Genomic DNA, 21,872 nt, shown 5'->3' on the forward strand with positions numbered 1-21,872 from the left:
CTTGCCGCTACACCTCGGTCACGAACGGGCTGCGGGCCACTTCCGTACCGTCCGGCAACGTCGAGATCTCGAAGTCACCGAACACGTCCGGAGCCACTGACACGAGCTTACGCAGACATTCGACGGCGACGCGGCGAATTTCGACGTCCGCATGCTCCGAGGCACGCATCGACACGAAATGACGCCATGCGCGGTAGTTTCCGCTCACCACCACGCGTGTCTCGGTCGCGTTCGGCAGTACCGATCTCGCTGCCTGCCGCGCCTGCTTGCCGCGCAACGCGGCATTGGTGACCGACTCCAACTTGCCCTCCAGGGCACCGAGCAGCTCGGTGTACGCCGCGCGACTGGCCTCCGTCGCGGTCGCGAACAGTGCTTCGAGCTCGGGGTCCCCCTCGATCGCGGGCGGCAGAACGACATTGGCGTCGTGCTCGGGAACGAAACGCTGCGAGAGCTGCGAGTAGGAGAAGTGCCGGTGGCGAATGAGCTCGTGTGTGCACGACCGGGAGATACCGGTGATGTAGAAGCTCACGCTCGCGTGCTCGAGCACCGAGAGGTGCCCCACGTCGAGCAGATGGCGCAGGTACGACGCATTGGTGGCGGTCCGGGGATTGGGTTTGGACCAACTTTGGTAGCACGCACGTCCGGCGAACTCGACCAGAGCCTGTCCGCCGTCCGCGTCGGTGTCCCACGGGATGTCGGCCGGGGGGACGAATTCGGTCCGAGCAACGAGTTGCACTTTCAACGCGACCGTTCGGGGCACCGCTCTACGTTCGATTTCTGATGACACCGCACAACACTAAGTGCGGACCACCGCATTCGGCGACGCGTGACGTCATCACGGATCGAACGACGCCACTGTAGCGCCTTGACTGACGTCACCAATGACGTCACACTGGCGTCATGGAATTGGACAAGTACACCGAGTCGCTACGCACCGATCTTCTTGCGGCTGCCGCCCTGGGAGACGAACACACCCGGCAGACGGCGGAGGCACTCGGAAAGACCGCGGAGGCCTCGGCCAGATTGATGTTGCTCACCGCGCTGTCGGATTTCGCGGCCGAGGTGTCGAACGAACTGGACGGTCACACCGTCACCGTCCGCCTCGACGGCCCCCGGGCGCACGCCGATGTACGACGCGACATCCCGATTGTGGACATGGGCGTAACCGACGCACCCGAAGCCGAGGACTACCCGACGATGGACGACGTCTCCGGCGAAGTACGACGAGTGACGCTTCGGCTGGTCGAACAGATCAAGGAACGCGCCGAGGATGCCGCCAACAACAGCGGTGTATCTCTCAATTCGTGGTTGTCGCAAGCGGTTCAGGGCGCTCTGCGTGATCAGATGCGCAAGGATCGCGGCTGGAACAACTGAGGGGCGCTACTTCTTCTCGCGCCACTCCCGCTCGAACGGGAGCCGCCAGGCGTGCGGCGCGATGAGTTGATGAATTGCGTTGGGGCCCCACGATCCCGGCGAGTACAGGCGCACCGGAGGTGGATCCGCCAGCAACGGCTCCGATACCTGCCACAGTCGTTCGATGCCCTCGGCAGTGGTGAAGAGTGTGTGGTCTCCGTACATGGCGTCGAGGATCAACCGCTCGTAGGCCTCGAGTACGTCGCCGGCGCGTTCGGTTTCGTGAATGGCGAACTGCATGCTGAGTTTGTCCAGGCGCATCCCGGGCCCGGGCCGCTTGCCGTAGAACGACAGCGAAACCTTGGATGCGTCCGCCAGGTCGAAGGTCAGATGATCCGGGCCTTGAGCGCCGACCCCGGACCCGGCAGGGAACATGCTCTTCGGTGGCTCGCGGAACGCTATCGAGATGATGCGTTGGCCTTCGGCGAGACGTTTCCCGCTACGGAGGTAGAACGGCACACCGGCCCAGCGCCAGTTGTCGATTTCGCATTTGAGTGCCACGAACGTGTCCGTGTCGGAATCGGGCGCTACGCCTTCCTCCGATCGATATCCCGTATACTGCCCTCTCACAACGCTTTTCGGGTCCAGCGGCACCATCGATCGGAAGACCTTGTTCTTCTCTTCACTGATCGCGCGGGGCTCGAGTGCCGTCGGCGGTTCCATCGCCATGAAGGCCAGGACCTGGAAGAGATGGGTGACCACCATGTCCTTGTACGCGCCGGTGGACTCGTAGAACCCTGCTCGACCGTCGAGGGCGAGCTTCTCCGGTATGTCGATCTGCACGTGATCGATGAAGTTGCGGTTCCAGATCGGCTCGAACAACCCGTTGGCGAAACGAAACGCCAGGATGTTCTGCGCCGGTTCCTTCCCGAGAAAGTGGTCGATCCGAAAGATCTGGTCCTCGTCGAACGTTTCGTGCACCCGTGCATTCAAGGCGATCGCGCTCTCGAGGTCGGTGCCGAACGGCTTCTCCATGATGATCCGGGAACGCTTCACCAGATCTGCCGATGCGAGCGTATCGACCACTGCGAGTGCAGCTCTCGGTGGAACGGACAGGTAGTGCAGCCGTTTGGCGCTTCCTCCCAGTTCGATCTCGGCCTCGGCCACAGCCTCTCCCAGCGCCGCCGGTCCTGCCTTCTGCGACACGTAGGTCAGTCGCGAGGCAAAACGACTCCATTGCTCGTCGCCCACTTTGCGACTCGAGTGGGTGTTGATCGATTCGCGAGCGAGAGCGCGGAATTCGTCGGTCGACATCTCTTCGAGCGATGTGCCGACGACGCGGATGTTCGGTGCGAGCTCCGACAATGCCAGGTGCATCATTCCGGACAGGAGTTTTCGCTTGGCCAGGTCTCCTGTCGCCCCGAACAGCACGACGACCTGGGGTGGAAGTTCGGTGGCGGTATCGGTCCGGCGCGAAGTCACAGTGGAAATAGTGGCACCGATCCTGCCGACGTGCACTTCGGCAGAACGCGCACGTCGGCAGAATTCAGCGCAACGCTGCCACGAGGTCGCCGCGCTCCCCCACCACCACTCGTTCGAGTTCGAGCCAGTCTGCCATCTCGCGGAGAACGTCCCGCAGTCGTGGAGCAATGTCGCGGGCGTCGCGGTCCCCCTCGACGTAGGCCGCAATGACGTGCAGTTCGGATTGCGCTCGCACCGCTTTCAGGTCGACGCGTGCCACCAAGTGGCCGTCGAGCAAGAAGGGAAAAACGTAGTAGCCGTGAATCCGCTTGTGCTGCGGGGTGTAGATCTCGATGCGGTAGTGAAACCCGAAGATCCGCTCCACCCGAGGCCTGAAGAAGATCATCGGATCGAACGGGCACAACAGGGCGGCCGCGGTTGCGGTTCGCGGTGTTCTGGCGTCTCGATGCATGTAGGCCTGCGCATTCCACCCTCGGACCGACACCTGCTCGAGAACGCCGTCCTCGACCAGGTCGGCGATCGCGGCCTTGGACTGCTTCTGGGAGAGCCGATAGTAATCTCGCAGATCCGGCTCGGTACCGATTCCCAGTGCGCGAGAAGATTTTTCGATCAGCGCCCGCACCGCATCCGATTCTTCGACGCGCCTGTGCAGCACGGCTTCGGAAAGCACCCGTTCGCTGCGTTCGTACTGCCGAACGAATCCGGAACGTGCCGGCACGCTCACCACGCCGGCAGCGAAGAGTTGCTCGCAGACGACCTTGACGTCGCTTCGATCCCACCAGGGACCTTTTCGCCCGGGCTTCTCGACGTCCAGATGCTTCTCTATCTCACCCGCGCTGGCCGCGCCGTGCTCTCCGATCACGGCGAGAACATCGTCCACCAACGTCGGCTCACGGTCGAGAATGCGGGCGGCTCCGCCCCATCGACCGTGTCGATACAACTCCATGCGCCACCGCATCAGCGGCCAGTCCTCCACCGGCAGCAAGGCTGCCTCGTGCGCCCAGTATTCGACCAACCGCCTGGGGCGTCGATTGGTGTCGGTCCATGCGGCGTCGTCGACGATCTTTCTATCGTAGGCGCCGACGCGGCTGAACACCGGCGCGTAGTGCGCGCGCACCACCACCGACACCGAGTCGATCTGCAACAACCCGGTGGTGTCGATCGCGGCGTGTACTGCCGCTCGGCCGGCCGGGGCGCTCCTGCTACGACGCGAAGCCAGACCTTGGGCGGCCAAAGCAGTGCGTCGCGCCATCGCAGCGCTCATGTCTCGCATCGGGCCACCCTGTCACGACCCACCGACACGGTGGGTCAGGTGCTGAAGAGGTTCTTCGCTTTGAGGATCAGCTCGTACAGTCCGTAGGCGAACGGCACGGACACCCACAACCATGCGATCACCATCGTTCCCTGCATTCGCGCGGTGGTCATGCCTTGGCTCCTGTCGAGGTCGTCGAATCGGCGGGTGCAGCCGGATCGGATTCGTGGAATTTCGACGCCACCGGTTTGATGGCTTCGTTCGCCAGGAACCCGACGACCAACAATCCGATCATCACGTAGAAGGCCGGGAGGTACCGGCCGGTGGTTCCCGACTCTCCGGCGTCGGCAATGGCGTTGACGATCAATGGCCCGAGAACACCTGCCACCGACCATGCGGTGAGCAGTCGTCCGTGGATTGCGCCCACCTGGTACGTGCCGAAAAGGTCCTTGAGGTAGGCCGGAACGGTTGCGAATCCCGCGCCGTAGAACGACAGGATCAACAGTGCCGACACCATGAAGAGGATCTTGTTCGTATTGGTGAACAGTGCGATGTACAGGTAGAGCAACGCGCCGACGCCCAAGTACATCCGGTAGATGTTCTTGCGGCCCACCGCATCGGAGACCGACGACCAGACGAACCGTCCGATCATGTTCGTCAACGAGAGGAAGGCAACGAAACCGGCTGCCGCAGCAGCCAGAGACTCCGGCGAGGTGGCGTCGGGAAAGAAGTCCTGATAGATACCCGAGCCTCGCTCGAGGATTCCGATACCGGCAGTGACGTTGAAACACAGCACAACCCACAACAACCAGAACTGCGGAGTCTTGACAGCGTTCGCGGCCGACACGTTGTGCGTGGAAATCATCGCCGACGACGCCGGCGGGGTCCATCCGGCCGGCGTCCATCCTTCGGCCGGCACTCTGATCAACGCGACGCCCAGCGCCATGAACACCGCGTACCCGACGCCGAGCGTCAGGAACGTCTTGGCTATCGAACCGTCGTTGAAGCCGCCGAAGTTCACCATCAGTTGGCTGGTGAGGGGTGACGCGATGAGTGCACCGCCGCCGAAGCCCATGATGGCGATACCGGTGGCCATTCCCGGCCTGTCCGGGAACCACTTCATCAGCGTCGACACGGGCGAGATGTATCCGATTCCGAGGCCGATACCGCCGACGAACCCGTACCCGAATATCACCAGCCAGAACTGGCCGAGTGCCATGCCGAGTGCGGAGATGAGCAGTCCGGATACGAAAAAGACCAGAGAGACGGCCATCGCCCAGCGGGGACCGTTCTTCTCCACTCTGGTCCCGAAGATGGCGGCCGACAGGCCGAGCATCACGATGGCGAGCTGGAACGGAATAGCAGTGACGGTTCCGCTGAGTCCCAGGGCGTCGGGCTGCGAGATCGCGTTCTTGAACACGCTCCATGCGTATGCAGACCCGATCGCGAGGTGGATAGACAGTGCTGCCGGCGGTATCAACCAGCGACTCCACTCGGGCGTAGCAACGATTCTGGAGCGGTCGAGAATGGGGAGGGTCATCGAAATCCCTTGGTATCGAGAGCGGTACAAATATCAACTATCCCCTGCAGTCAAACACGGGCACAGCCCTGCCTGCTCACAATCGGACATAGTTTCTTCACCGAACTCACTACATCGCGCCGGGCATCCTCGGGGCCGCGTAATCTAGGGACAGTGGATATCGAACGGTGGCGTAGCAGATTGCCGGTGAAGCGAGCCTCGGACGGCGAGGTGATCGGGTGGACTGTCGCACACAGCTCGAGTGGATCGACTCCGCGCGACGAACACGACGAACACGACGAGGGGTACCTGGTCGATGCCGTCAATCCGGTGGGAATCACTGTTGCGCAGGGTGTGTCGTTGGAGTACGCGATTGCCGCCCTGGAAGAACGCGGACTGGCGTCACTGTCGTGGCCGCACTGGACAAAAGCTCCGCTGCCTCTGCAGCTCGAGACCGATCTCCTCACGCCGCAGGATGATTGGCAGTGGCGTCGGGTATTGATGACGCAACTCGACGACAACCGAGTGTGGATCAGACCCGCGTACCCGAGTTGGCCGGAACGACTTCTGGAGATTCCGCTGTCGATCCCGGCCGACGACATTCTGCGACCCCAGTCCCCCGCCGATTCCGACTGAGTCAGTAGCTCTTCAGAACAGACCTCAGCGCATCTGCCAGCTGCGTCGATCCGGGTAACCGTCAGTCGGACAGTCCGGCCGAGACCGTGCCGCCCAGTTCGTAGCAGCGCTCGCGAGCCGCCTTACCCCCGTCGGCGAGGTGGAGGGTGCCGAACACCTTCTCCAATCCCCAGCCCGACGCGATGGTCTCGACGCCGCGTGCAGCACCCACGGTGTCGTTGTTGCCGTGAATCCATGCGCCATAGGGCTTTCCGGCGACGGCGTCCAGGCACGGGTAGTAGACGGTGTCGAAGAAGTGCTTGAGCGCCCCGCTCATGTATCCGAAATTGGCGGGTGTGCCGAAGAGGAAACCGTCGGCATCGAGCACATCCGGAACTGTTGCCCCCAGGGCCGGAACGCTGCGTACGTCCACCCCTGTGATCTCGGGATCACGCGCACCGGCGAGAACGGCCTCCAACAACTCGCGAGTGAGCGGGCTCGGAGTGTGATGAACGACCAGCAGAGTGCGCGGCATCGCCCGTCAGCTCTCTGCGCGTTCCAGTGCCACCGCGCGTTTCATGGTCTCGCGAGCTCGCCCACGATCGCCCGCATAGTCGTAGGCCCGCGCAAGCCGGTACGAGCTGCGCCAGTTGTCGGGATCCTTTTCCCACTCGGCCTTGATCTGCTGGAACAGCTCGTCGGCGGCATCGCGTTCGATTCGTCCCGACGGCATCCGAGGAAGGTCGTCGACGTCGAGTTCGAGGCCTTCCTCCCGCATGCGTGATGCCAGCCGCTGATGGTCGAAGCCCGCTTTGAGCGTCGCCCACACGATCCACAACCCGACGATCGGCAGGAGGATGACCCCGATCCCCAGAGCGATACTGGCTACCCCGCCGTTCTGGATCAGCGTCACTCCGCGCTGGCCGAGCAGGAAGAAGTAGAAGCCGAGGATCAGCACCATCACCGCGATGATGGCGACGACTTTGGTCGCTTTGTTCACAGTCGATCAGCTCACAGATCCAGTAGCGGGTCGAGGCCGACAGTCAGCCCCGGTCGGGCTGCGATCTCTCGGACTCCGAGGAGCACGCCCGGAGCGAACGACGTTCGGTCCAACGAGTCGTGTCGGATACTCAGCGTCTCGCCCTGTGTCCCCAGCAGAACCTCTTGATGCGCAACGAGTCCCGCGAGCCTGATCGAATGCACACGCACTCCGTCGACATCCGCACCGCGTGCGCCGTCCAGTTCGGTCGTCGTCGCATCGGGGCTGGGCGCAGTGCCTGCGGCGGCGCGTGCTTCGGCGATCAGCGCAGCAGTGCGATACGCCGTGCCCGACGGCGCGTCGGCCTTGTTGGGGTGATGCAGTTCGATCACCTCGACCGAGTCGAAGAACCGAGCGGCCTGCTGAGCGAAGCGCATCGACAACACTGCACCGATGGCGAAGTTGGGGGCGATCAGCACTCCCGTTTCCGGTGATCCGGCCAGCCATTCACGGACTTGTTCGAGCCGCGGCTCGTCGAAACCGGTGGTGCCGACTACGGCATGGATGCCGTGCTCGATCAGGAACTGCAGGTTGTCCATCACCACATCGGGGTGGGTGAAATCCACGACCACCTGGGCACCGCTGTCTACCAGGTTCGCCAGCGGATCGCCTTGGTCGACGGTTGCCACGAGCTCGAGGTCGTCGGCTGCCTCGACGGCTGCGCAAATAGCCTGCCCGACCTTGCCTCGCGATCCCAGTACCCCTACTCGAACAGGTGCCGTTGCACTCACGTCGTACCCACACTCGTTTCTTCGTCGTCTCGAGGCCCTACCGACCTCAGAGCCTACTTTCCCCGTGGTCCGCACCGGCAGCTACGGTCGTCCGGTGACGTCCACTGTTCTGTTCGCCGACCGAGTCGATCTGGTTCGCGGGGGCCGATACCTGCTCAGCGACGCAACGATGAGGGTCGACGAGGGCGAGCATTGGGTGTTGCTCGGTGCAAACGGCGCCGGCAAGAGCACCCTGCTCAGCTTGCTGGGTGCCGTCGTCCATCCCACCCACGGTGCCGTGCACGTTCTGGGTCATCGCCTCGGCCGGGTGGACATGCGGGAATTGCGCACGCACATCGGCCACGTCGATCCACGGCTGAGGATCGACGCTCCGCTGACGTTGTTCCAGGTGGTGCTGACCGGGCTGACCAACACTCCCGACCTGATCCCGAGGTGGTCGGCCACCGAGAACGAGATCGCCCGCGCTCACCGGCTGATCGAGTCCCTCGGTGTCGCCCATCGCACCGACGCGTCATGGCACACGCTCTCGCAGGGAGAACGCGGCCGAGCGCTCATCGCGCGCGCCCTGCTCCCCGACCCTGCCGTGTTGCTGCTCGACGAACCCGCCACCGGACTCGATCTCGCTGCCCGCGAACAACTCCTGAGTGCGCTCGATTCGCTGCGGGCCGAGCACCCGAACCTGGCGAGCATCCTGGTGACGCACCACCTCGAGGAAATTCCGGTCTCGACCACGCACGCGCTCTTGGTCCGCAACGGAAAAGTACAGGCGCAAGGGTCTGTCGACACTGTGCTGACCACGGAGAACATCAGTGTCTGTTTCGATCATCCCATCGAGATCTCGAAGCAACGTGGCCGTTGGGTGGCCACGGCCTCGCAGAGCTGATGCTCAGTCGAAGACGATGACCTGACGGATCGCGTTACCGTCGGCCAATTCGTCCATGCCGCGGTTGATCTCGTCCAACGTGATACGCGAGGAGATCAGCTTCTCGACGGGAAGCCGACCCTCACGCCACATCTGGGCGTACGTGGGAATATCGCGCGCCGGGACGGCGGAGCCCAGGTAGCTGCCGATGATCGTGCGCGCTTCCGCCACCAGGCCCAAGGGCGAGATGGACGACCGTGCGTCGGGTGCGGGAAGTCCGACGGTGATGGTCTTTCCTCCGGGAGCGGTTGCTGCGACTGCAGTCTCGAAGGCGCGGGCATTACCTGCAGCCTCGATCACGATGTCGGCCTTGATGCCTTTCTCCGCAACCTCGGCGGGCGAGTAGACCTGTGTCGCACCGAGATCGGTCGCGGTGGACAGCTTGTCCGGCACGCCGTCGACACCGATCACCTCACCGGCACCGACCGATACAGCCGTCAGGACCGCCGCCATGCCCACTCCGCCGAGGCCGACCACCATCACCGACTGCCCGGGCTTCGGAGTTCCGGCGTTGAGCACCGCCCCGCCGCCGGTCAATACCGCACAACCGAGGACGGCGGCGATATCGGCCGGGATGTCGTCCTCGACCGGAACCACGGACTTTCGACTCACCACGGCGTGGGTGGCGAATCCGGAGACTCCGAGGTGATGCTTGACCTCGTCCCCGTCACGGTGCAATTTGATGCCGCCGCCGAGCAATGTCCCGGCATTGTTCGACGCACTGCCGATGATGCACGGCATCTGGCCGTCGGTGGCGCACCCGGCGCACTCACCACAGCGCGGCAGGAAGGTCATCACCACGCGGGTCCCGACTGCGATGTCGTCGACGCCCGCGCCCACTTCCTCGACGCGGCCCGCGGCCTCGTGGCCGAGCAGCATCGGGACCGGACGAACGCGATTGCCGTCGACCACCGACAGGTCCGAGTGGCACAGCCCCGCGGCTTCGATTCTGATCAGCAGTTCACCGTCGCCCGGCGAGCCGAGCTCGAGGTCGGAGACGGTAATGGGATGCGAGTCCGCGAAGGGACGAGATCGGCCGATTTCTTCGAGTACTGCGCCGCGAATCTTCATCCCGCCAGACTATGCGGCTGCGCCGCATGTGCGTGGAACTTCGTAGTGGGCTACGAGTTTCCGTGCACATGGGCCGTAGGCCCTCACAGCGGCAAACGTGGCCTGAGCAGGTGCGCAACCAGCGCTGTCCACCCGGTTTGGTGCGTTGCCCCGAGTCCCTCGCCGGTGTCTCCGTCGAAGTACTCGTTGAAACTGGGATGCTCGCTCCACAGTGGGTCGGCACTGGACTCGATGCGATTGCCGTCCGCAGGCCGCTTGCCGTCCACCGGCCGGAACAGGCCGGCGAGACCGTTGTCGATCAGATCCGCCGCGTCGGTGAGGGTGCGATGATTGCCCGAGCCGGTGGGGATCTCGATGGTGAACGAGTCGCCGTAGTACCGACCGTAGGCGCGAAGCTTGTCGGCCAGCAGCACGTTGACGGGGAACCACACCGGACCTCGCCAATTGGAATTGCCGCCGAACATTCCGGTGCGAGACTCCCCCGGTTCGTACTCGATGGACAGGCTGCGGCCGTCGACGTCGAAAGTGACCGGTTCGCGGTACGAGGCCGAGAGCGATCGAATTCCGAACTGCGACAGAAACTCTTCGGAATCGAACATGCGCGCGAGTATTCGCTTCAGCCGCTCGGGCTGGACGAGCGTGAGCAACATTCGCACCTCACCGCCCTCACGCCGCGCCAACAGCGGACTGACCATCTCGGGTCGCCGACGCTGGATCCACCGAAGGCGGGCGGTGAGATCGGGGCATTCTTCCTCGACCCACGGCGGAATCTCGGTGGCACCGAGGATGGGCAGCAGACCGACCATGGACCGGACGCGCATCGGCACCGCGTCGCCCTCGGGCTGGACGAGGACGTCGTAGAAGAACCCGTCCTCCTCGTGCCACAACGAAATATGCTGCGAACCGAACGAATTGACCGCTTTCGCAATCGAGAGGAAGTGCGAGAAGAACTTGGTTGCGACGTCGTCCCAGGCGCTGTCGTGCCGCGCGAGCTCCAGGGCGATCTTGAACATCTGCTGGCAGTAGAACGCCATCCAACTCGTCGCGTCGGACTGCTCGAGTCGGAACCCCGGGGGCAGCGGTGCGGATCGGTTGAACAATCCGATGTTGTCCATTCCGAGGAATCCACCCTCGAAGATGTTCGACCCCTCGGAGTCCTTGCGGTTGACCCACCAGGCGAAGTTGAGCAGCAGCTTGGTGAACACCCGAACCAGAAATTCGCGGTCGCGATAACCGTCGATGCGGTAGACGTGCCACGCAGCCCACGCATGCACGGGTGGATTGACGTCGCCGAACTCCCATTCGTACGCGGGCAGTTGACCGTTGGGGTGCATGGCCCATTCTCGGCACATCAGAACCAACTGTTCCTTGGCGAAATCGGCGTCCACGTGCGCCAGCGGAATCGCATGAAAGGCCAAGTCCCAGGCCGCGAACCAGGGGTACTCCCACTCGTCGGGCATCGAAATCACATCGGCCAGCGCGAGGTGCCGCCAGTGCGCATTACGACCGCCCGGGTCCTGCCTCGACCCCGGGGCCGGTGCCCCCACCTTGTCGCCTTCGATCCATTCTTCGACGTCGTACCGGTAGAGCTGCTTCGTCCACAACAGTCCGGCGTAGGCGCGCCGTGCCACGTGCCGGTCGGTGTCGGTGAGCTCGGCACCGATCACTGCGCCGTAGAACTCGTCCGCCTCCACTCGGCGATCGATGTTGACCGCGTCGAATCCGGTCCCGAACGTCTGCTCGTCCGGCCGGTTGGGCGACAGGCGCAGTTTCACCGATTCCGTTGCCCCGGGCGCGATGTCGTCGAACCGATACCAGAATGCAGCCTTCGTTCCGGTCTGCTCGGGGTTGACGGCATCGACGTCGCCGTCGACGACTCGCCGTCCGATTCCATCCTTGGGATAGGCCGACAGGTTCTCCTGGCCCCACAGTGCCTCGGCGTTGGTTTCGTTGTCGCAGAAAAGAACTGCAGGCGTGCCCTCGGCGCTGAGGTAGTAGCGCCCCAGAAACCCGTGGTCGACGGCGATGGCCTCGAGGCCGCCGGCCAGCAGGTCCGGTGGGGTCAGCCGATCCAGGACACCGCCGCGGTCGTCGCGTCCCCAGGACCACGTGTTGCGCAACCACAGGTGCGGCAGCAGATCGACCGACGCCGACTCGGGGCCGTTGTTGGTGATGGAAATGGTGATGCAGATGTCGTCGGGTGAGGCCTTCGCGTATGTGACCTGGACGTCGAAGAATCTGTTCTCGTCGAGAATGCCGGTGTCTGCCAACTCGTACTCGCGGTCGTCACGGCCGCGTCGGGCATTCTCTTCCCTCAGTTGGGCATAGGGATATTCCGCGTGCGGATAGCGGTAGAGCCACTGCATCCAGCTGTGCGTCGGTGTTCCGTCGACCGCCCAGAAGTACTCCTTGACGTCCTCGCCGTGATTGCCCTCCTCGTTGGCCAGACCGAACAGCCGTTCCTTGAGAATCGGGTCTTTGCGATTCCACAGCGCGAACGAAAAATTGAGGAACCCGAAGCGATCGCAGATTCCGCCGATGCCGTCCTCACCCCAGCGGTAGGCCCGCTTGTGCGCCTGATCGAACGGGAACGACGCCCAGGCGTTTCCGTCCTCCGAGTAGTCCTCGCGCACCGTGCCCCACTGCCGTCCTGCCAGGTACGGCCCCCACTGACGCCACGGGCCGCTGACGCCGGGTGATTCCGCCAACCGAGAGTGCTCGACGGTGGACGGGGTAGGAACGCTCACGGGATTGGTGGTCACGGCACACAGTCTGGTGGTTGGCGGTCAGCGATGCACGCCGACATTGGCGGCCAGATATCCGACCCGGCGTTGCACCGCGGCGATCTCTCGGACTCCGTCGGTGAGCAGACTGCGCTCCAGGGGTGACAGATCGGCCATGACCAGCACGTCACCGGGCCGGTGGCCGGCGGTGATCTGATCGATCTGATGCGCCAGCCGTAAGCGTTGAAGCAGAGCGAACACTTCGGTGAGCACCGATACGTCGTCGTCGGAAAGCATTCCGTTGCCCGACGCTGCCGCGAGTCGTGCGGGGGTCGAGGCGGAGGCCATGCCGACCGAGAGCCCACCCCAGCGAGCGAGGTTGACGATGGGTGTCAAAGCGTGAGCCTTGAGGTCGAACGTGCCGCCGCGCCTGGCCAGCACGTCTCGCAGCGAGCGCAGCCGGGCCCGGCCCGCCAACGCGTCACGCAGTTGCAACCGCAATCCGTCCGGGTGATCGACCAGGAGTCGGCGATAGGCCTCCGGCACGGTGTGCAGTGTCCTCGGGCCCCACACCACTCTTCCGTCGATCATCAGTGAGGACATGATCAGGCCGGAGTCTTCTGCCGGATTGCCACGGTCACCGAAGGGGTTGCTGAGCCAGTGAGCTGCGGCCCTTTCCCACTGCCCGGCCGAGCGTGCGAATCGGGGCGAACTCGCGACCGCGCCGTTGGTGTCCGACGGCAGTCCGGCACCGTCCAGGCTCACGTGCACGCGGGCGGCCAAGTCCATCAGCGCCTCGTCGCGGGTTCGCGGCACCGCGTTCGATGTCCCTCGCGTGCCGGGGTCCGCGGTGGTGTCGGACCAGGTCAATGCACTGTCGACGTCCGAGGACGGCATGGCTTCCCGACGCGCCACACTGCCGAGGGTGATCCAGGCGAACCGGTCGCGCGGCACTTCCGGCCGCGCCGACCATTCGATCTCGACGGCACGGCGGACGAGGCTGTCGACCACGACGGACAGGATCGCGCTGACCGCCATGGCGTCGGTGCCGCCTCGGAACAGATCCACCACCAAGCGCGGGACGAGCTTTCCTGCGTCGGCGAGTTCGGCGGTGGTCGCTGCGGACGTCACTGCCCGGCGGACCACGAAGCTACGCCGGGTGGACGCAGCATGCAGATCGGAATCCTCGACGACACCGAGAACTTCGCCCCGATCGGACAGCACGGGCATGTGCCGCAGCCCCAGCTCGAGCATGTCCATCAGGACGGTGCCGGCAAGTCGGTCCGCCGTGACGGTCTCGGCGGGCGACGTCATCACCTTCTCGATGGGAGTATCGACGCCGATCCCGGCGGCCACCACTCGAACTCGGAGGTCTCGATCGGTGAAGATGCCGTGGCGCGACCCTCGCAGCGGAACAAGGACATACGAGCTGCCCTGCTCGGTCATGTGCCGGACGGCATCTCGAACAGTAGTACCGGCGGAGGTGAACACCGCAGGCGCAGAGACCAATTCACCGACGGTCCGGCCGGCGCTGCCCTCCACCGGTCCCCCACGGTATGCAGAAGAGGAGTTGACGGCATCGGCCAGGAACGCCAGACCGGTGGGCGTTGCGAACAACGGCCGAACCAGCGCACCGGGCAACTGCAGAACGACACTCGGTTCGGTAGCGCGCGCACAGAATTCGACGGTGCCACCCGAGAGCAGCGCCGAGAATCCGAATACCCCACCGGGACCTATCGTGTCGATGGGAACGTCGGTGCGCGAGGTGTCGTCCGGGTGCGTGATCACCACACGCCCGGTACGCACCACCCACACGATGTCGGCATCGGCCGAGGCATCCATCGGTGAACGGTCCACAACCCATGCACCACTGCCGTACTCGCGTTCGACGGCTGCTGCGGCCATCTCGGCCAGCACAGCCGGCGGCGCGCCCTGGAACGGTGGATACCTGCCGAGAAAGTCGGCCAGCGCCGATCTATCCTCCACGGATCAGGTCGGCGCACTTCTCCGCCATCGTCATCACCGTGATGTTGGGATTGACGTAGGGCAGCTTCGGCATCGCCGACGCGTCGACGACGCGCAGACGCGAAATTCCCTTGACGCGAAGCTCCGGATCGAGAACGGCCATGGCGTCGTCCACCGATCCCATCCGAGCAGTTCCGGCCGGGTGATAGACCGTGTTGTGCGTCTTGTGCACGTAGTCGAGCAGGTCCTCGTCGGTCACGGCCTCGGGCCCGGGTGCGAGTTCGCGTTCGATCCATTCCGACAGTGGACCGTCTGCGGCAATAGAACGGGCCAGTTTCAGACCGGCAAGCATCACCGCGTCGTCGTGGCCGTCCGGGTCTGTGAAGTAGCGCGGATCCACCTTTGCCCGATCACGAAAGTCTCTGCTGCGCAATCGAACCGTGCCACGCGAGCGCCCCTGGGTCACGTTGGGCGTCAGACAGAAGCCGTTGTCGGTGGTCGGATAGCCCCAGCGGAGGGTGTTCATGTCGAACGGAACACTGCCGTAATGCATCATGACGTCGGGATAGTTCAGCGACGAGTCGGTCTGCGCGAAAACCCCGATTTCCCACCACTGCGAGGATGTGGTGACCATCGGCTTGGACGCCTCCCAGAACACCAGTCCTTCGACGTGGTCGTCGAGGTTCTCGCCCACTCCGGGTGAATCGACCCGAACGGTGATTCCCATCTCCTGCAGCTGTGCCGCCGGTCCGATTCCGGAGAGCATCAACAACTTCGGCGTGTCGATGGCACCGGCGGTGACGATCACCTCGCGACGCGCCGAGACGGTGTCGTAGCCGGTCAGGTCGGGACGTTGGTACCGCACACCCGTCGCGGTCAGTGAATCGTCGATCAGAATCTCGCTGATCCAGCAGTCGGTGCGCACCTCGAGGTTGGGCCGCGATCCGATGATCGGGTGCAGGTACGCATGCGAGGTCGACATACGCGAGCCGTCCTCACCCGCATTGATCTGAAACCAACCCGCACCGTTGAGTACAGGCGTTCCGCGGTTGAATGCGACCGTGGGAAGACCTATCCCGGCGGCCGATTCGAGCACTGCCGCACCGCACGGATCGTTCGGTGGCACGTCGCGTATCCGCACGGGCCCGTCGTGACCGCGGCCGGTGTCGTTGTTCTCCACGCGCGCGACGAACGGAAGGATGTCCGACGCGCCCCAGCCCGTCGCACCGGCCGCGGCCCAATCGTCGAGGGTTTCCGCAGGCGGGTGAAAGGCGATGCAGGAGTTGTGCGACGAGCAACCGCCGAGCACTTTTGCCCGCGCGTGCCGCATGAAGCTGTTGCCGCGCTCCTGCGGTTCGACGGGATAGTCCCAGTCGTAGCCGGAGTCGAGCAGATGCATCCACTCCGCCAATTCGAGAATTGCCTTGTCGCCGACGTCGGTCGGACCTGCTTCGACGAGGCAGACACTGACGGAGGGGTCCTCGCTCAGCCGCGCAGCGAGGACACACCCCGCCGTCCCGCCACCTGCGACGACGTAATCGAACTGGGTGTCTGTCACTGCACGCTCCTTCTAGTTGCCCGTGGAGGCATGTGATTTCAGAGTGCCGATGTGCTTGCGCCCCTTGATTGCGTACCACAACAGGCCGACGCCCAGGATGCCGCCGATGTAGACGAATGCGCCGAACGTGTTGTACCAGGGGGTTCCGTACACGGCTTCGCGCGGCCACGCGAGGTTGATCGCCATCCCTGCGCCCCACACCACTGCCGCGATGTTGACCGGCAGGCCCCACCTGCCCATCGTGAAGTACCCGCCGGGCTTCAGATCTGCCGGCGGCCACTCACCCTTCACTCGTTTGACCAACAGCGGCCCGGTCACCATCAGATACGCGAGGTAGATCATGATGATCGCGATCGAGGTCAGGACCGTGAAGATCTGCGGCTGACCGATGTTGACGACGAGAATGACGATGGCCAGCACGCCGATGGTCACCGCGGGCACCACCGGGGTCTGGGTCTTCGGATTCACCTTGGCCAGACTCTCGCCGAAGGGCAACGCGTTGTCTCGCGCCATGGCGAACGTGAGCCGAATCGCCGCGGTGTGCACGGCCAGTGAGCAGACGAAGACGGCGATGACGATGCAGATGAGGAAGACGGTGCCCAGCGGGCCCCACATCACCGATTCGACGATGGACTGCAGGCTGCCGTCGGGGCTGCCGAGGGAAGGATCGTTCAGGTCCGGCGCGGCCATGACGGCGAACACCAGGATGGCTCCGCCGATGACGAACGAGGCGAGGATGGCGCGCAAGATCGCTTTGGGGGCGGTGCGCCGAGGTTCGACGGTTTCCTCGCCGAGCGAGCTCGCGGTGTCGAATCCGTACATGACGTAACCCGACGCCAGCGACGCGACCAGGAAGGCACCGAGGTAACCGCCGCTCTCACCGGCACCGTAGCCGTTGGAGGAGAAGAACACCTCGGGCCCCCGAGTGATGTTGGCGGCGAGCAGGATCGCGATGAGGACGGCCGCAATGAGTTCGATGAACACACCCGCACTGTTGATCATCGCCATCAGCCGAACGCCGAGCGCGTTGATCGTGGTGGTGATCGCAATCAGAATCGCACCGAGCAGCACTGCGTTGGCCGCGAAGTCGGTGTCGCCCGAGCCGTCACCGATGATCTGGAACCCGCTCCAGATACGTGGCAGATTCAGCTGCAGAGCGAGGGCAACGGCGGCCAGCGTCACGATCGATGCCGTGAGCATCAACCAGCCCGCCGACCAACCGACGATCCTGCGGCCCAACAGCTTCGCCCAGTTGTACACCGATCCCGCCACCGGATACTTCGCGGCCAACTCCATGAAGCACAGTGCTACGCAGAGTTGGCCCACGAAGACTGCAGGCCATGACCACAGGTACGCCGGACCGGCGGTGCCGAAACCGAAGTAGAACAGCTGGAACGTGCCGGTGAGGATCGAGATGTAGCTGACGCCGGCGGCGAAGCTGGCGAATTTCCCGAGACTGCGGTCGAGCGATTCCTTGTACCCGAAATCGTCCATTCCGCTCGAGCTGTCGTTCAGTAATGCCATGTTCCTGGCCTTTCCCATCGTGCACTATCGGGTACCGAACCACCCCGCCGCTGTAGGTGAGGTGTTGTGCCAAATATGCTTCGCTTCTTGATATTCGGACATACCGGACGGACCGAGTTCACGGCCGTTCCCGGACTGTTTGAAGCCGCCCCATTCCGCGCCCGCCGTGTAGACACCGAAATCGTTGAGCCACACCGTTCCATGGCGTAGCCCACGCACCATTCTTTCGCCTCGCGCGGCGTCGGACGTCCGAACTCCCGCAGCGAGACCGTAATTCGTATCGTTGCCCAGCAGCAGCGCTTCGGCCTCGGTGTCGAAGCGCTCCACAGTGAGTATGGGCCCGAATGTCTCCTCCTGCACGATATTCATGGACCGATCGCAATGATCGAAAATCGTGGGCAGAAAATAGCTACCCTTCTCCAGAGCGGGATCGTCCGGTTTCGTTCCACCGATGACCAGCGTTGCACCCTCTTCGATGCCACCCGCGACGAATCCTTCGATCTTCTCGCGTTGCGCCTGCGACACGAGCGGTCCGGTCTCGCTGGCCGGGTCCATACCCGGACCCATCACGATGGTCTTCGCGCGCTCTGCCACGGCGGCCACGAAACGGTCGGCCACCGATTCCTCGACGATCAGTCGTGTTCCGGCCGAACACACCTGACCGGAATGCAGAAACACCCCGGTCAGCACGTTGTCGACCGAGTCGGCGAACGACTGCTCGTCGGCCACCGCGTCGGCGAACACGATGTGTGGATTCTTACCGCCGAGTTCGACGGCTACCTTGGTGACGTTCTCGGCGGCAGCGGCCAGGATATGTCTGCCTGTCGCCAGCCCACCGGTGAAGGAAATGAAATCGACGTCACGGTTTCGGGTGAGCGCATCTCCGAGAACCGCGCCGCTCCCCTGCAGCAGATTGACCACACCCGCAGGTACTCCTGCTTCCTCGACCAGCTTGGTGAATGCGATGGTGCTCAGTGGGGTCACTTCGCTCGGTTTGAGTACCATCGTGCAACCGGCCGCAAGCGCCGGGGCGATCTTCCACGAGATCTGCAGCAGCGGGTAGTTCCACGGTGCGATCATGACGCACACACCGATCGGCTCGTGTACCACGCGGCTGAGAATTTCGGGCCGGTCGACATCGATCAGTCGATCCGCCTGCACCACAGCGAGATCGGCATAGAAGCGGAACACCGACGTGACGTCGTCGATGTCGATCTCACTCTCGCCGAACGTCTTTCCGGTATCGAGGGTCTCGATGTGCGCCAACTTCGCCTTGTCCCGTTGGAGCAAGTCTGCGATGCGATTGAGCAGATCACTGCGCTCACCCACCGTCACCGAGCGCCACGGCCCGTCGTCGAACGCGGACCGCGCCGCTGCCACCGCGCGCAAAGCGTCGTCGGGCGTGGCCTCGTCCACGACGGCCACCGTGCTGCCGTTGGATGGATCGACGATGTCGCGGGTCCCACCGTCACCGGACCCCAGCCACTGCCCGTCGACGAACAACGAGGGGCGCAATGCGGTCGGATCGAATCCTGCATCGGAGTCGGTCACTCGACACCTTCTTCCGTGTGTGGGCCTGATCGTGTGTCTACGGTATGCCCTCAGCGGCCGGTGACTCCATCGATCTGCTCGCGGATGATGTCCGCATGCCCGTTGTGCCGCGCATATTCGCCGATCATGTGCACGTAGACCATCCTCAGTGACATCGGTCCGCCTCGAAAGTCGACCGGATCCTCGAACGAGTGTCGGGCAGCGACCACGTCCGAGGCAGCACACTCGGCAGCGAATCGCGCGAAGTCCGACTCGGCACCCGATGCCGCCGCTCCCAGGAAGTCGGAGTCCTTACCCAACGCGGCGTCGTACATCGGGTCGAACGACATCGAAGCCAGTCGCTCTCGAAACCAGATGCGTTCGACCTTCGCGAGGTGACGGACGAGTCCGAGAAGGGAGACCGTCGAGTGCGAGAAAGGACGGCGCGCAAGCTGTTCGGCATCGGCACCGGCGCAGATGTTCAGCAACGTGGCTCTATGCCAGCGCAGCACTCCTTCGAGCATCGGTCTGTCGTCACCGACGAGCGGACCGTCGACGGGATCGGGCGTGGGCGCTGTGAAGGTCATACTGCAATTGTCGAGCACTGCGGACAGACCCGCCCGAAACAAAGTGTGGAGCCCGAGGAACGACCCATTCGGACAATTCGCATTACGGTGGGGTTCATGACTATCGAAGATGTGGGCGGCAGGCGAACGGTGACGGCGGACGAGCTTCTTCTGTTGGTGGGTGATCATCTCCTCATCGAGGAGGGTGTCGCGACCGGGTTCATCGAAAGCGCCGGACAGGTTGCCGAGAACGTTGCGGTGACGGTGACCGACGGCGTCGACGGAACCACCACGACCGAGCGGGTTTTCCTTCCCGACGCCGAGGTGACCATCGAACCGGCCGATCGCGGACGCGCCCCCGTCACCCTGTGACGGCCGGATACGGCCTGCTCAGAAGTACATCGATGTAACTTCAGAAACTTGGATCACACCAGTCACACTGGTACCGAACTGAGCTAGGGTGGCGGAAACTTGTCACCGCTCAGGAGGGCTACCGACAGTGCGATCCGGCCGAGCACAACCGACGATTCGCGTTGCCGTTGTCACCTGTGCGGCTGCTCTTGCCCTCGGCACGGGCATGGGCGCGGCGATGGCTCAGCCCGACCCGTCGACCCAGGTCACAACGGTTGCAGACGCACCACGTTCCGCCGATGCGCAGCAGTACAACGATGCACAGAATGCTCTGGTCAAGGGCCGATACGACGCCGGTTTCGCTTCGCTGGATGCCGTTGCGGCCGCGGCACCGAACGATGCCAATGTGGCAGCGCTGCAGACGTTCTATGCCAACGCAACCGATGATGCCGCCGCGCGTGCGCAGCACTCGGCCCGTCTACGCACCCTGTCCCCTGGGCTCGCAGACGCTGTCGATCGAGCCATCGCCGTCATCGACGACGCCGCGACCCGGACGATCGACTTCGCGCCGACGACCGACGGACCGCGTACCGCGATCGTGGTGCTCGGTCTCGGCCTGAACAGCGACGGCAGTATGGCCCCGGAGTTGGTCGAGCGGCTGCGCTCCGCCGTCGCGGTGGCAGAGCGTTCCCCCGAGTCGCCCGTCATCGTCACCGGTGGAAATCCGCAGAGCGGCATCAGCGAGGCCGAAGCGATGAAGAAGTGGCTGATCGACAACGCGATCGCGGACGACCGCATTCATACCGAGGCCACCGCGAATTCGACGGTACAGAACGCGCAGCGCGCCACCTCGCTGGCTGCAGAGATAGGTGCTGAGAATCTCTTGCTCGCAACAACTCCCAGCCATCTTCGGCGAGCGATCTCCGATTTCGAGATCGCCGGTGCCGACGTGATCGGTGCTGCGACAGCCACTCCCGACGATCTCCCGGATCTTCCTGCGCTCGCTCCAACGGCACGGTTGGGCATGACCGTCGACGCCACCAAGATCCTCGGGATACCGCGCACCTACTGACGCGTCCACCCCCGTAGCACCGACTCCGTACCGGCGTCGAACATCGCACGACGAACCTCGTCGTCGGGTTTCGTTGGCATCGCCAACTCCAGCGACACCAACCCGTGCACGATCGCCCAGAACGAATGGCTGATCAAGTCGACCGATGCGCCGCTCATGGTGCCGGCCGCGACGGCGCGCGCTACCGCGGCCCGAAGCGGGTCCATCGCTGCGGCGGCGAGTTGCGCCTCTCCGGATACATCGACCGAACCGAGTACGCCGCCGAACATCACCGCGTACAGATGCGGGTTGTGCAGAGCCCAATGCCGGTAGGCAACGCCGAGTTCGCGTAGATCGACCTCGGGGTCGCCGGTGACGGGCACGCTGCGCTGCACGTCACCGAAACTCGAGAACGATGCAGCGAACAGGGCCACCAGCAATTCGGCACGACCACCGAACAGCGAATAGATCGCCGTGGTCGAGGTGCCCTGCGCGGCAGCCAGCTTACGGAGAGACAGCGAGTCGACGCCGTGTTGGGCAACGCTTTCCGCCGCGGCCTCGAGTAGCCGGGTGCGTAGTTCCGCATCGTGAATTCTGGGTCTCGCCACTTGCGAAACTTA

21 protein-coding genes are annotated in these 21,872 nt (G+C 64.0%); 5 read left to right on the forward strand and 16 right to left on the reverse strand.

From position 1 onward, the window contains the following. Positions 1-7: 7 nt before the first annotated feature. Complete coding sequence (gene thyX / locus CH286_RS23265; protein ID WP_032377139.1) at positions 8-760, reverse strand: FAD-dependent thymidylate synthase; 753 nt, start codon at positions 758-760, stop codon at positions 8-10. A gap of 140 nt (positions 761-900) precedes the next feature. Between thyX and CH286_RS23270 the strand changes: the two genes are divergently transcribed. Beyond that, on the forward strand, positions 901-1,374 hold the full coding sequence (locus CH286_RS23270) for a hypothetical protein (RefSeq protein WP_032403261.1): 474 nt from the start codon (positions 901-903) through the stop codon (positions 1,372-1,374). 6 nt (positions 1,375-1,380) lie between these two features. Here the strand turns inward: CH286_RS23270 and zwf are convergent, their stop codons facing one another. The 4 genes from zwf to CH286_RS23285 all read right to left on the reverse strand — a co-directional run bounded on the left by zwf (position 1,381) and on the right by CH286_RS23285 (position 5,627). Beyond that, complete coding sequence (gene zwf, locus CH286_RS23275; protein ID WP_094610508.1) at positions 1,381-2,835, reverse strand: glucose-6-phosphate dehydrogenase; 1,455 nt, start codon at positions 2,833-2,835, stop codon at positions 1,381-1,383. A 64-nt stretch (positions 2,836-2,899) separates the two neighbouring features. Beyond that, positions 2,900-4,108 (reverse strand): winged helix-turn-helix domain-containing protein, encoded by a 1,209-nt coding sequence (locus CH286_RS23280; RefSeq protein WP_094610509.1) that lies wholly within the window; start codon positions 4,106-4,108, stop codon positions 2,900-2,902. Positions 4,109-4,143: 35 nt separating this feature from the next. Continuing rightward, positions 4,144-4,260 carry an MFS transporter small subunit gene (locus tag CH286_RS28470; protein WP_420030340.1) on the reverse strand — a complete coding sequence of 39 codons (117 nt, stop codon included), beginning with the start codon at positions 4,258-4,260 and terminating at the stop codon, positions 4,144-4,146. Then, positions 4,257-5,627 carry an OFA family MFS transporter gene (locus CH286_RS23285; RefSeq protein ID WP_094610510.1) on the reverse strand — a complete coding sequence of 457 codons (1,371 nt, stop codon included), beginning with the start codon at positions 5,625-5,627 and terminating at the stop codon, positions 4,257-4,259. Before CH286_RS23285 ends, CH286_RS28470 begins: the two co-directional genes overlap by 4 nt. Before the next feature lie 153 nt (positions 5,628-5,780). Here CH286_RS23285 and CH286_RS23290 point away from each other — a divergent pair, with 153 nt between their 5' ends. Continuing rightward, a complete protein-coding gene (locus CH286_RS23290; RefSeq protein ID WP_094610511.1) occupies positions 5,781-6,242 on the forward strand; it encodes a hypothetical protein in 462 nt (153 codons plus the stop codon). A gap of 61 nt (positions 6,243-6,303) precedes the next feature. Here CH286_RS23290 and CH286_RS23295 read toward each other — a convergent pair whose 3' ends face one another. The 3 genes from CH286_RS23295 to dapB are packed head-to-tail and all read right to left on the reverse strand — an operon-like array spanning position 6,304 to position 7,991. Then, positions 6,304-6,756, reverse strand: a complete 453-nt coding sequence (locus CH286_RS23295; protein WP_032403256.1) for a flavodoxin family protein — start codon at positions 6,754-6,756, stop codon at positions 6,304-6,306. Between the two features lie 6 nt (positions 6,757-6,762). Further along, a complete protein-coding gene (locus CH286_RS23300) occupies positions 6,763-7,182 on the reverse strand; it encodes a hypothetical protein (protein WP_052058497.1) in 420 nt (139 codons plus the stop codon). Between the two features lie 50 nt (positions 7,183-7,232). Then, positions 7,233-7,991, reverse strand: a complete 759-nt coding sequence (gene dapB / locus CH286_RS23305; protein ID WP_032403254.1) for a 4-hydroxy-tetrahydrodipicolinate reductase — start codon at positions 7,989-7,991, stop codon at positions 7,233-7,235. 94 nt (positions 7,992-8,085) lie between these two features. Here dapB and CH286_RS23310 point away from each other — a divergent pair, with 94 nt between their 5' ends. Further along, positions 8,086-8,874 carry an ABC transporter ATP-binding protein gene (locus tag CH286_RS23310; RefSeq protein ID WP_094610629.1) on the forward strand — a complete coding sequence of 263 codons (789 nt, stop codon included), beginning with the start codon at positions 8,086-8,088 and terminating at the stop codon, positions 8,872-8,874. 3 nt (positions 8,875-8,877) lie between these two features. On the opposite strand, the gene CH286_RS23315 is transcribed toward CH286_RS23310, so the two are convergent. The 7 genes from CH286_RS23315 to CH286_RS23345 all read right to left on the reverse strand — a co-directional run bounded on the left by CH286_RS23315 (position 8,878) and on the right by CH286_RS23345 (position 19,871). Beyond that, positions 8,878-9,984, reverse strand: coding sequence for an alcohol dehydrogenase catalytic domain-containing protein (locus tag CH286_RS23315; protein WP_037151507.1), 1,107 nt, complete (start codon positions 9,982-9,984; stop codon positions 8,878-8,880). 83 nt (positions 9,985-10,067) lie between these two features. After that, positions 10,068-12,746 carry an MGH1-like glycoside hydrolase domain-containing protein gene (locus CH286_RS23320; protein ID WP_230592481.1) on the reverse strand — a complete coding sequence of 893 codons (2,679 nt, stop codon included), beginning with the start codon at positions 12,744-12,746 and terminating at the stop codon, positions 10,068-10,070. Positions 12,747-12,770: 24 nt separating this feature from the next. After that, entirely contained in the window at positions 12,771-14,612 is a 1,842-nt protein-coding gene (locus CH286_RS23325) for a putative nucleotidyltransferase substrate binding domain-containing protein (RefSeq protein WP_094610630.1), read from the reverse strand. Between the two features lie 70 nt (positions 14,613-14,682). Further along, positions 14,683-16,230 carry a GMC family oxidoreductase gene (locus CH286_RS23330; RefSeq protein WP_037151502.1) on the reverse strand — a complete coding sequence of 516 codons (1,548 nt, stop codon included), beginning with the start codon at positions 16,228-16,230 and terminating at the stop codon, positions 14,683-14,685. A gap of 12 nt (positions 16,231-16,242) precedes the next feature. Then, entirely contained in the window at positions 16,243-17,754 is a 1,512-nt protein-coding gene (locus CH286_RS23335; protein WP_032403250.1) for an APC family permease, read from the reverse strand. Between the two features lie 24 nt (positions 17,755-17,778). Next, positions 17,779-19,269 (reverse strand): aldehyde dehydrogenase family protein, encoded by a 1,491-nt coding sequence (locus tag CH286_RS23340; protein WP_037151645.1) that lies wholly within the window; start codon positions 19,267-19,269, stop codon positions 17,779-17,781. 86 nt (positions 19,270-19,355) lie between these two features. After that, a complete protein-coding gene (locus CH286_RS23345) occupies positions 19,356-19,871 on the reverse strand; it encodes a DinB family protein (RefSeq protein WP_094610512.1) in 516 nt (171 codons plus the stop codon). A gap of 96 nt (positions 19,872-19,967) precedes the next feature. On the opposite strand from CH286_RS23345, the gene CH286_RS23350 reads away from it, so the two are divergent. Then, positions 19,968-20,222 carry a hypothetical protein gene (locus CH286_RS23350; protein ID WP_032398387.1) on the forward strand — a complete coding sequence of 85 codons (255 nt, stop codon included), beginning with the start codon at positions 19,968-19,970 and terminating at the stop codon, positions 20,220-20,222. 127 nt (positions 20,223-20,349) lie between these two features. After that, positions 20,350-21,273, forward strand: coding sequence for a YdcF family protein (locus CH286_RS23355; protein WP_094610514.1), 924 nt, complete (start codon positions 20,350-20,352; stop codon positions 21,271-21,273). On the opposite strand, the gene CH286_RS23360 is transcribed toward CH286_RS23355, so the two are convergent. Continuing rightward, entirely contained in the window at positions 21,267-21,860 is a 594-nt protein-coding gene (locus tag CH286_RS23360; protein WP_037151495.1) for a TetR/AcrR family transcriptional regulator, read from the reverse strand. The two genes, CH286_RS23355 and CH286_RS23360, sit on opposite strands and share 7 nt — an antisense overlap. Positions 21,861-21,872 lie beyond the last annotated feature (12 nt).

Origin of the sequence: Rhodococcus sp. WWJCD1, from assembly GCF_002258735.1 — a bacterium.
Taxonomy (GTDB): Bacteria; Actinomycetota; Actinomycetes; order Mycobacteriales; family Mycobacteriaceae; genus Rhodococcoides.

What these genes read in the sequence shown, in the direction of transcription:
- CH286_RS23270 (WP_032403261.1), top strand. Translation starts at nt 901, where the DNA reads ATGGAATTGGACAAGTACACCGAGTCGCTACGCACCGATCTTCTTGCG.
- CH286_RS23280 (WP_094610509.1), bottom strand. Translation starts at nt 4,108, where the DNA reads ATGCGAGACATGAGCGCTGCGATGGCGCGACGCACTGCTTTGGCCGCC.
- CH286_RS28470 (WP_420030340.1), bottom strand. Translation starts at nt 4,260, where the DNA reads ATGACCACCGCGCGAATGCAGGGAACGATGGTGATCGCATGGTTGTGG.
- CH286_RS23285 (WP_094610510.1), bottom strand. Translation starts at nt 5,627, where the DNA reads ATGACCCTCCCCATTCTCGACCGCTCCAGAATCGTTGCTACGCCCGAG.
- CH286_RS23295 (WP_032403256.1), bottom strand. Translation starts at nt 6,756, where the DNA reads ATGCCGCGCACTCTGCTGGTCGTTCATCACACTCCGAGCCCGCTCACT.
- CH286_RS23300 (WP_052058497.1), bottom strand. Translation starts at nt 7,182, where the DNA reads ATGGTGCTGATCCTCGGCTTCTACTTCTTCCTGCTCGGCCAGCGCGGA.
- CH286_RS23315 (WP_037151507.1), bottom strand. Translation starts at nt 9,984, where the DNA reads ATGAAGATTCGCGGCGCAGTACTCGAAGAAATCGGCCGATCTCGTCCC.
- CH286_RS23325 (WP_094610630.1), bottom strand. Translation starts at nt 14,612, where the DNA reads ATGGCCGCAGCAGCCGTCGAACGCGAGTACGGCAGTGGTGCATGGGTT.
- CH286_RS23335 (WP_032403250.1), bottom strand. Translation starts at nt 17,754, where the DNA reads ATGGCATTACTGAACGACAGCTCGAGCGGAATGGACGATTTCGGGTAC.
- CH286_RS23345 (WP_094610512.1), bottom strand. Translation starts at nt 19,871, where the DNA reads ATGACCTTCACAGCGCCCACGCCCGATCCCGTCGACGGTCCGCTCGTC.
- CH286_RS23350 (WP_032398387.1), top strand. Translation starts at nt 19,968, where the DNA reads ATGACTATCGAAGATGTGGGCGGCAGGCGAACGGTGACGGCGGACGAG.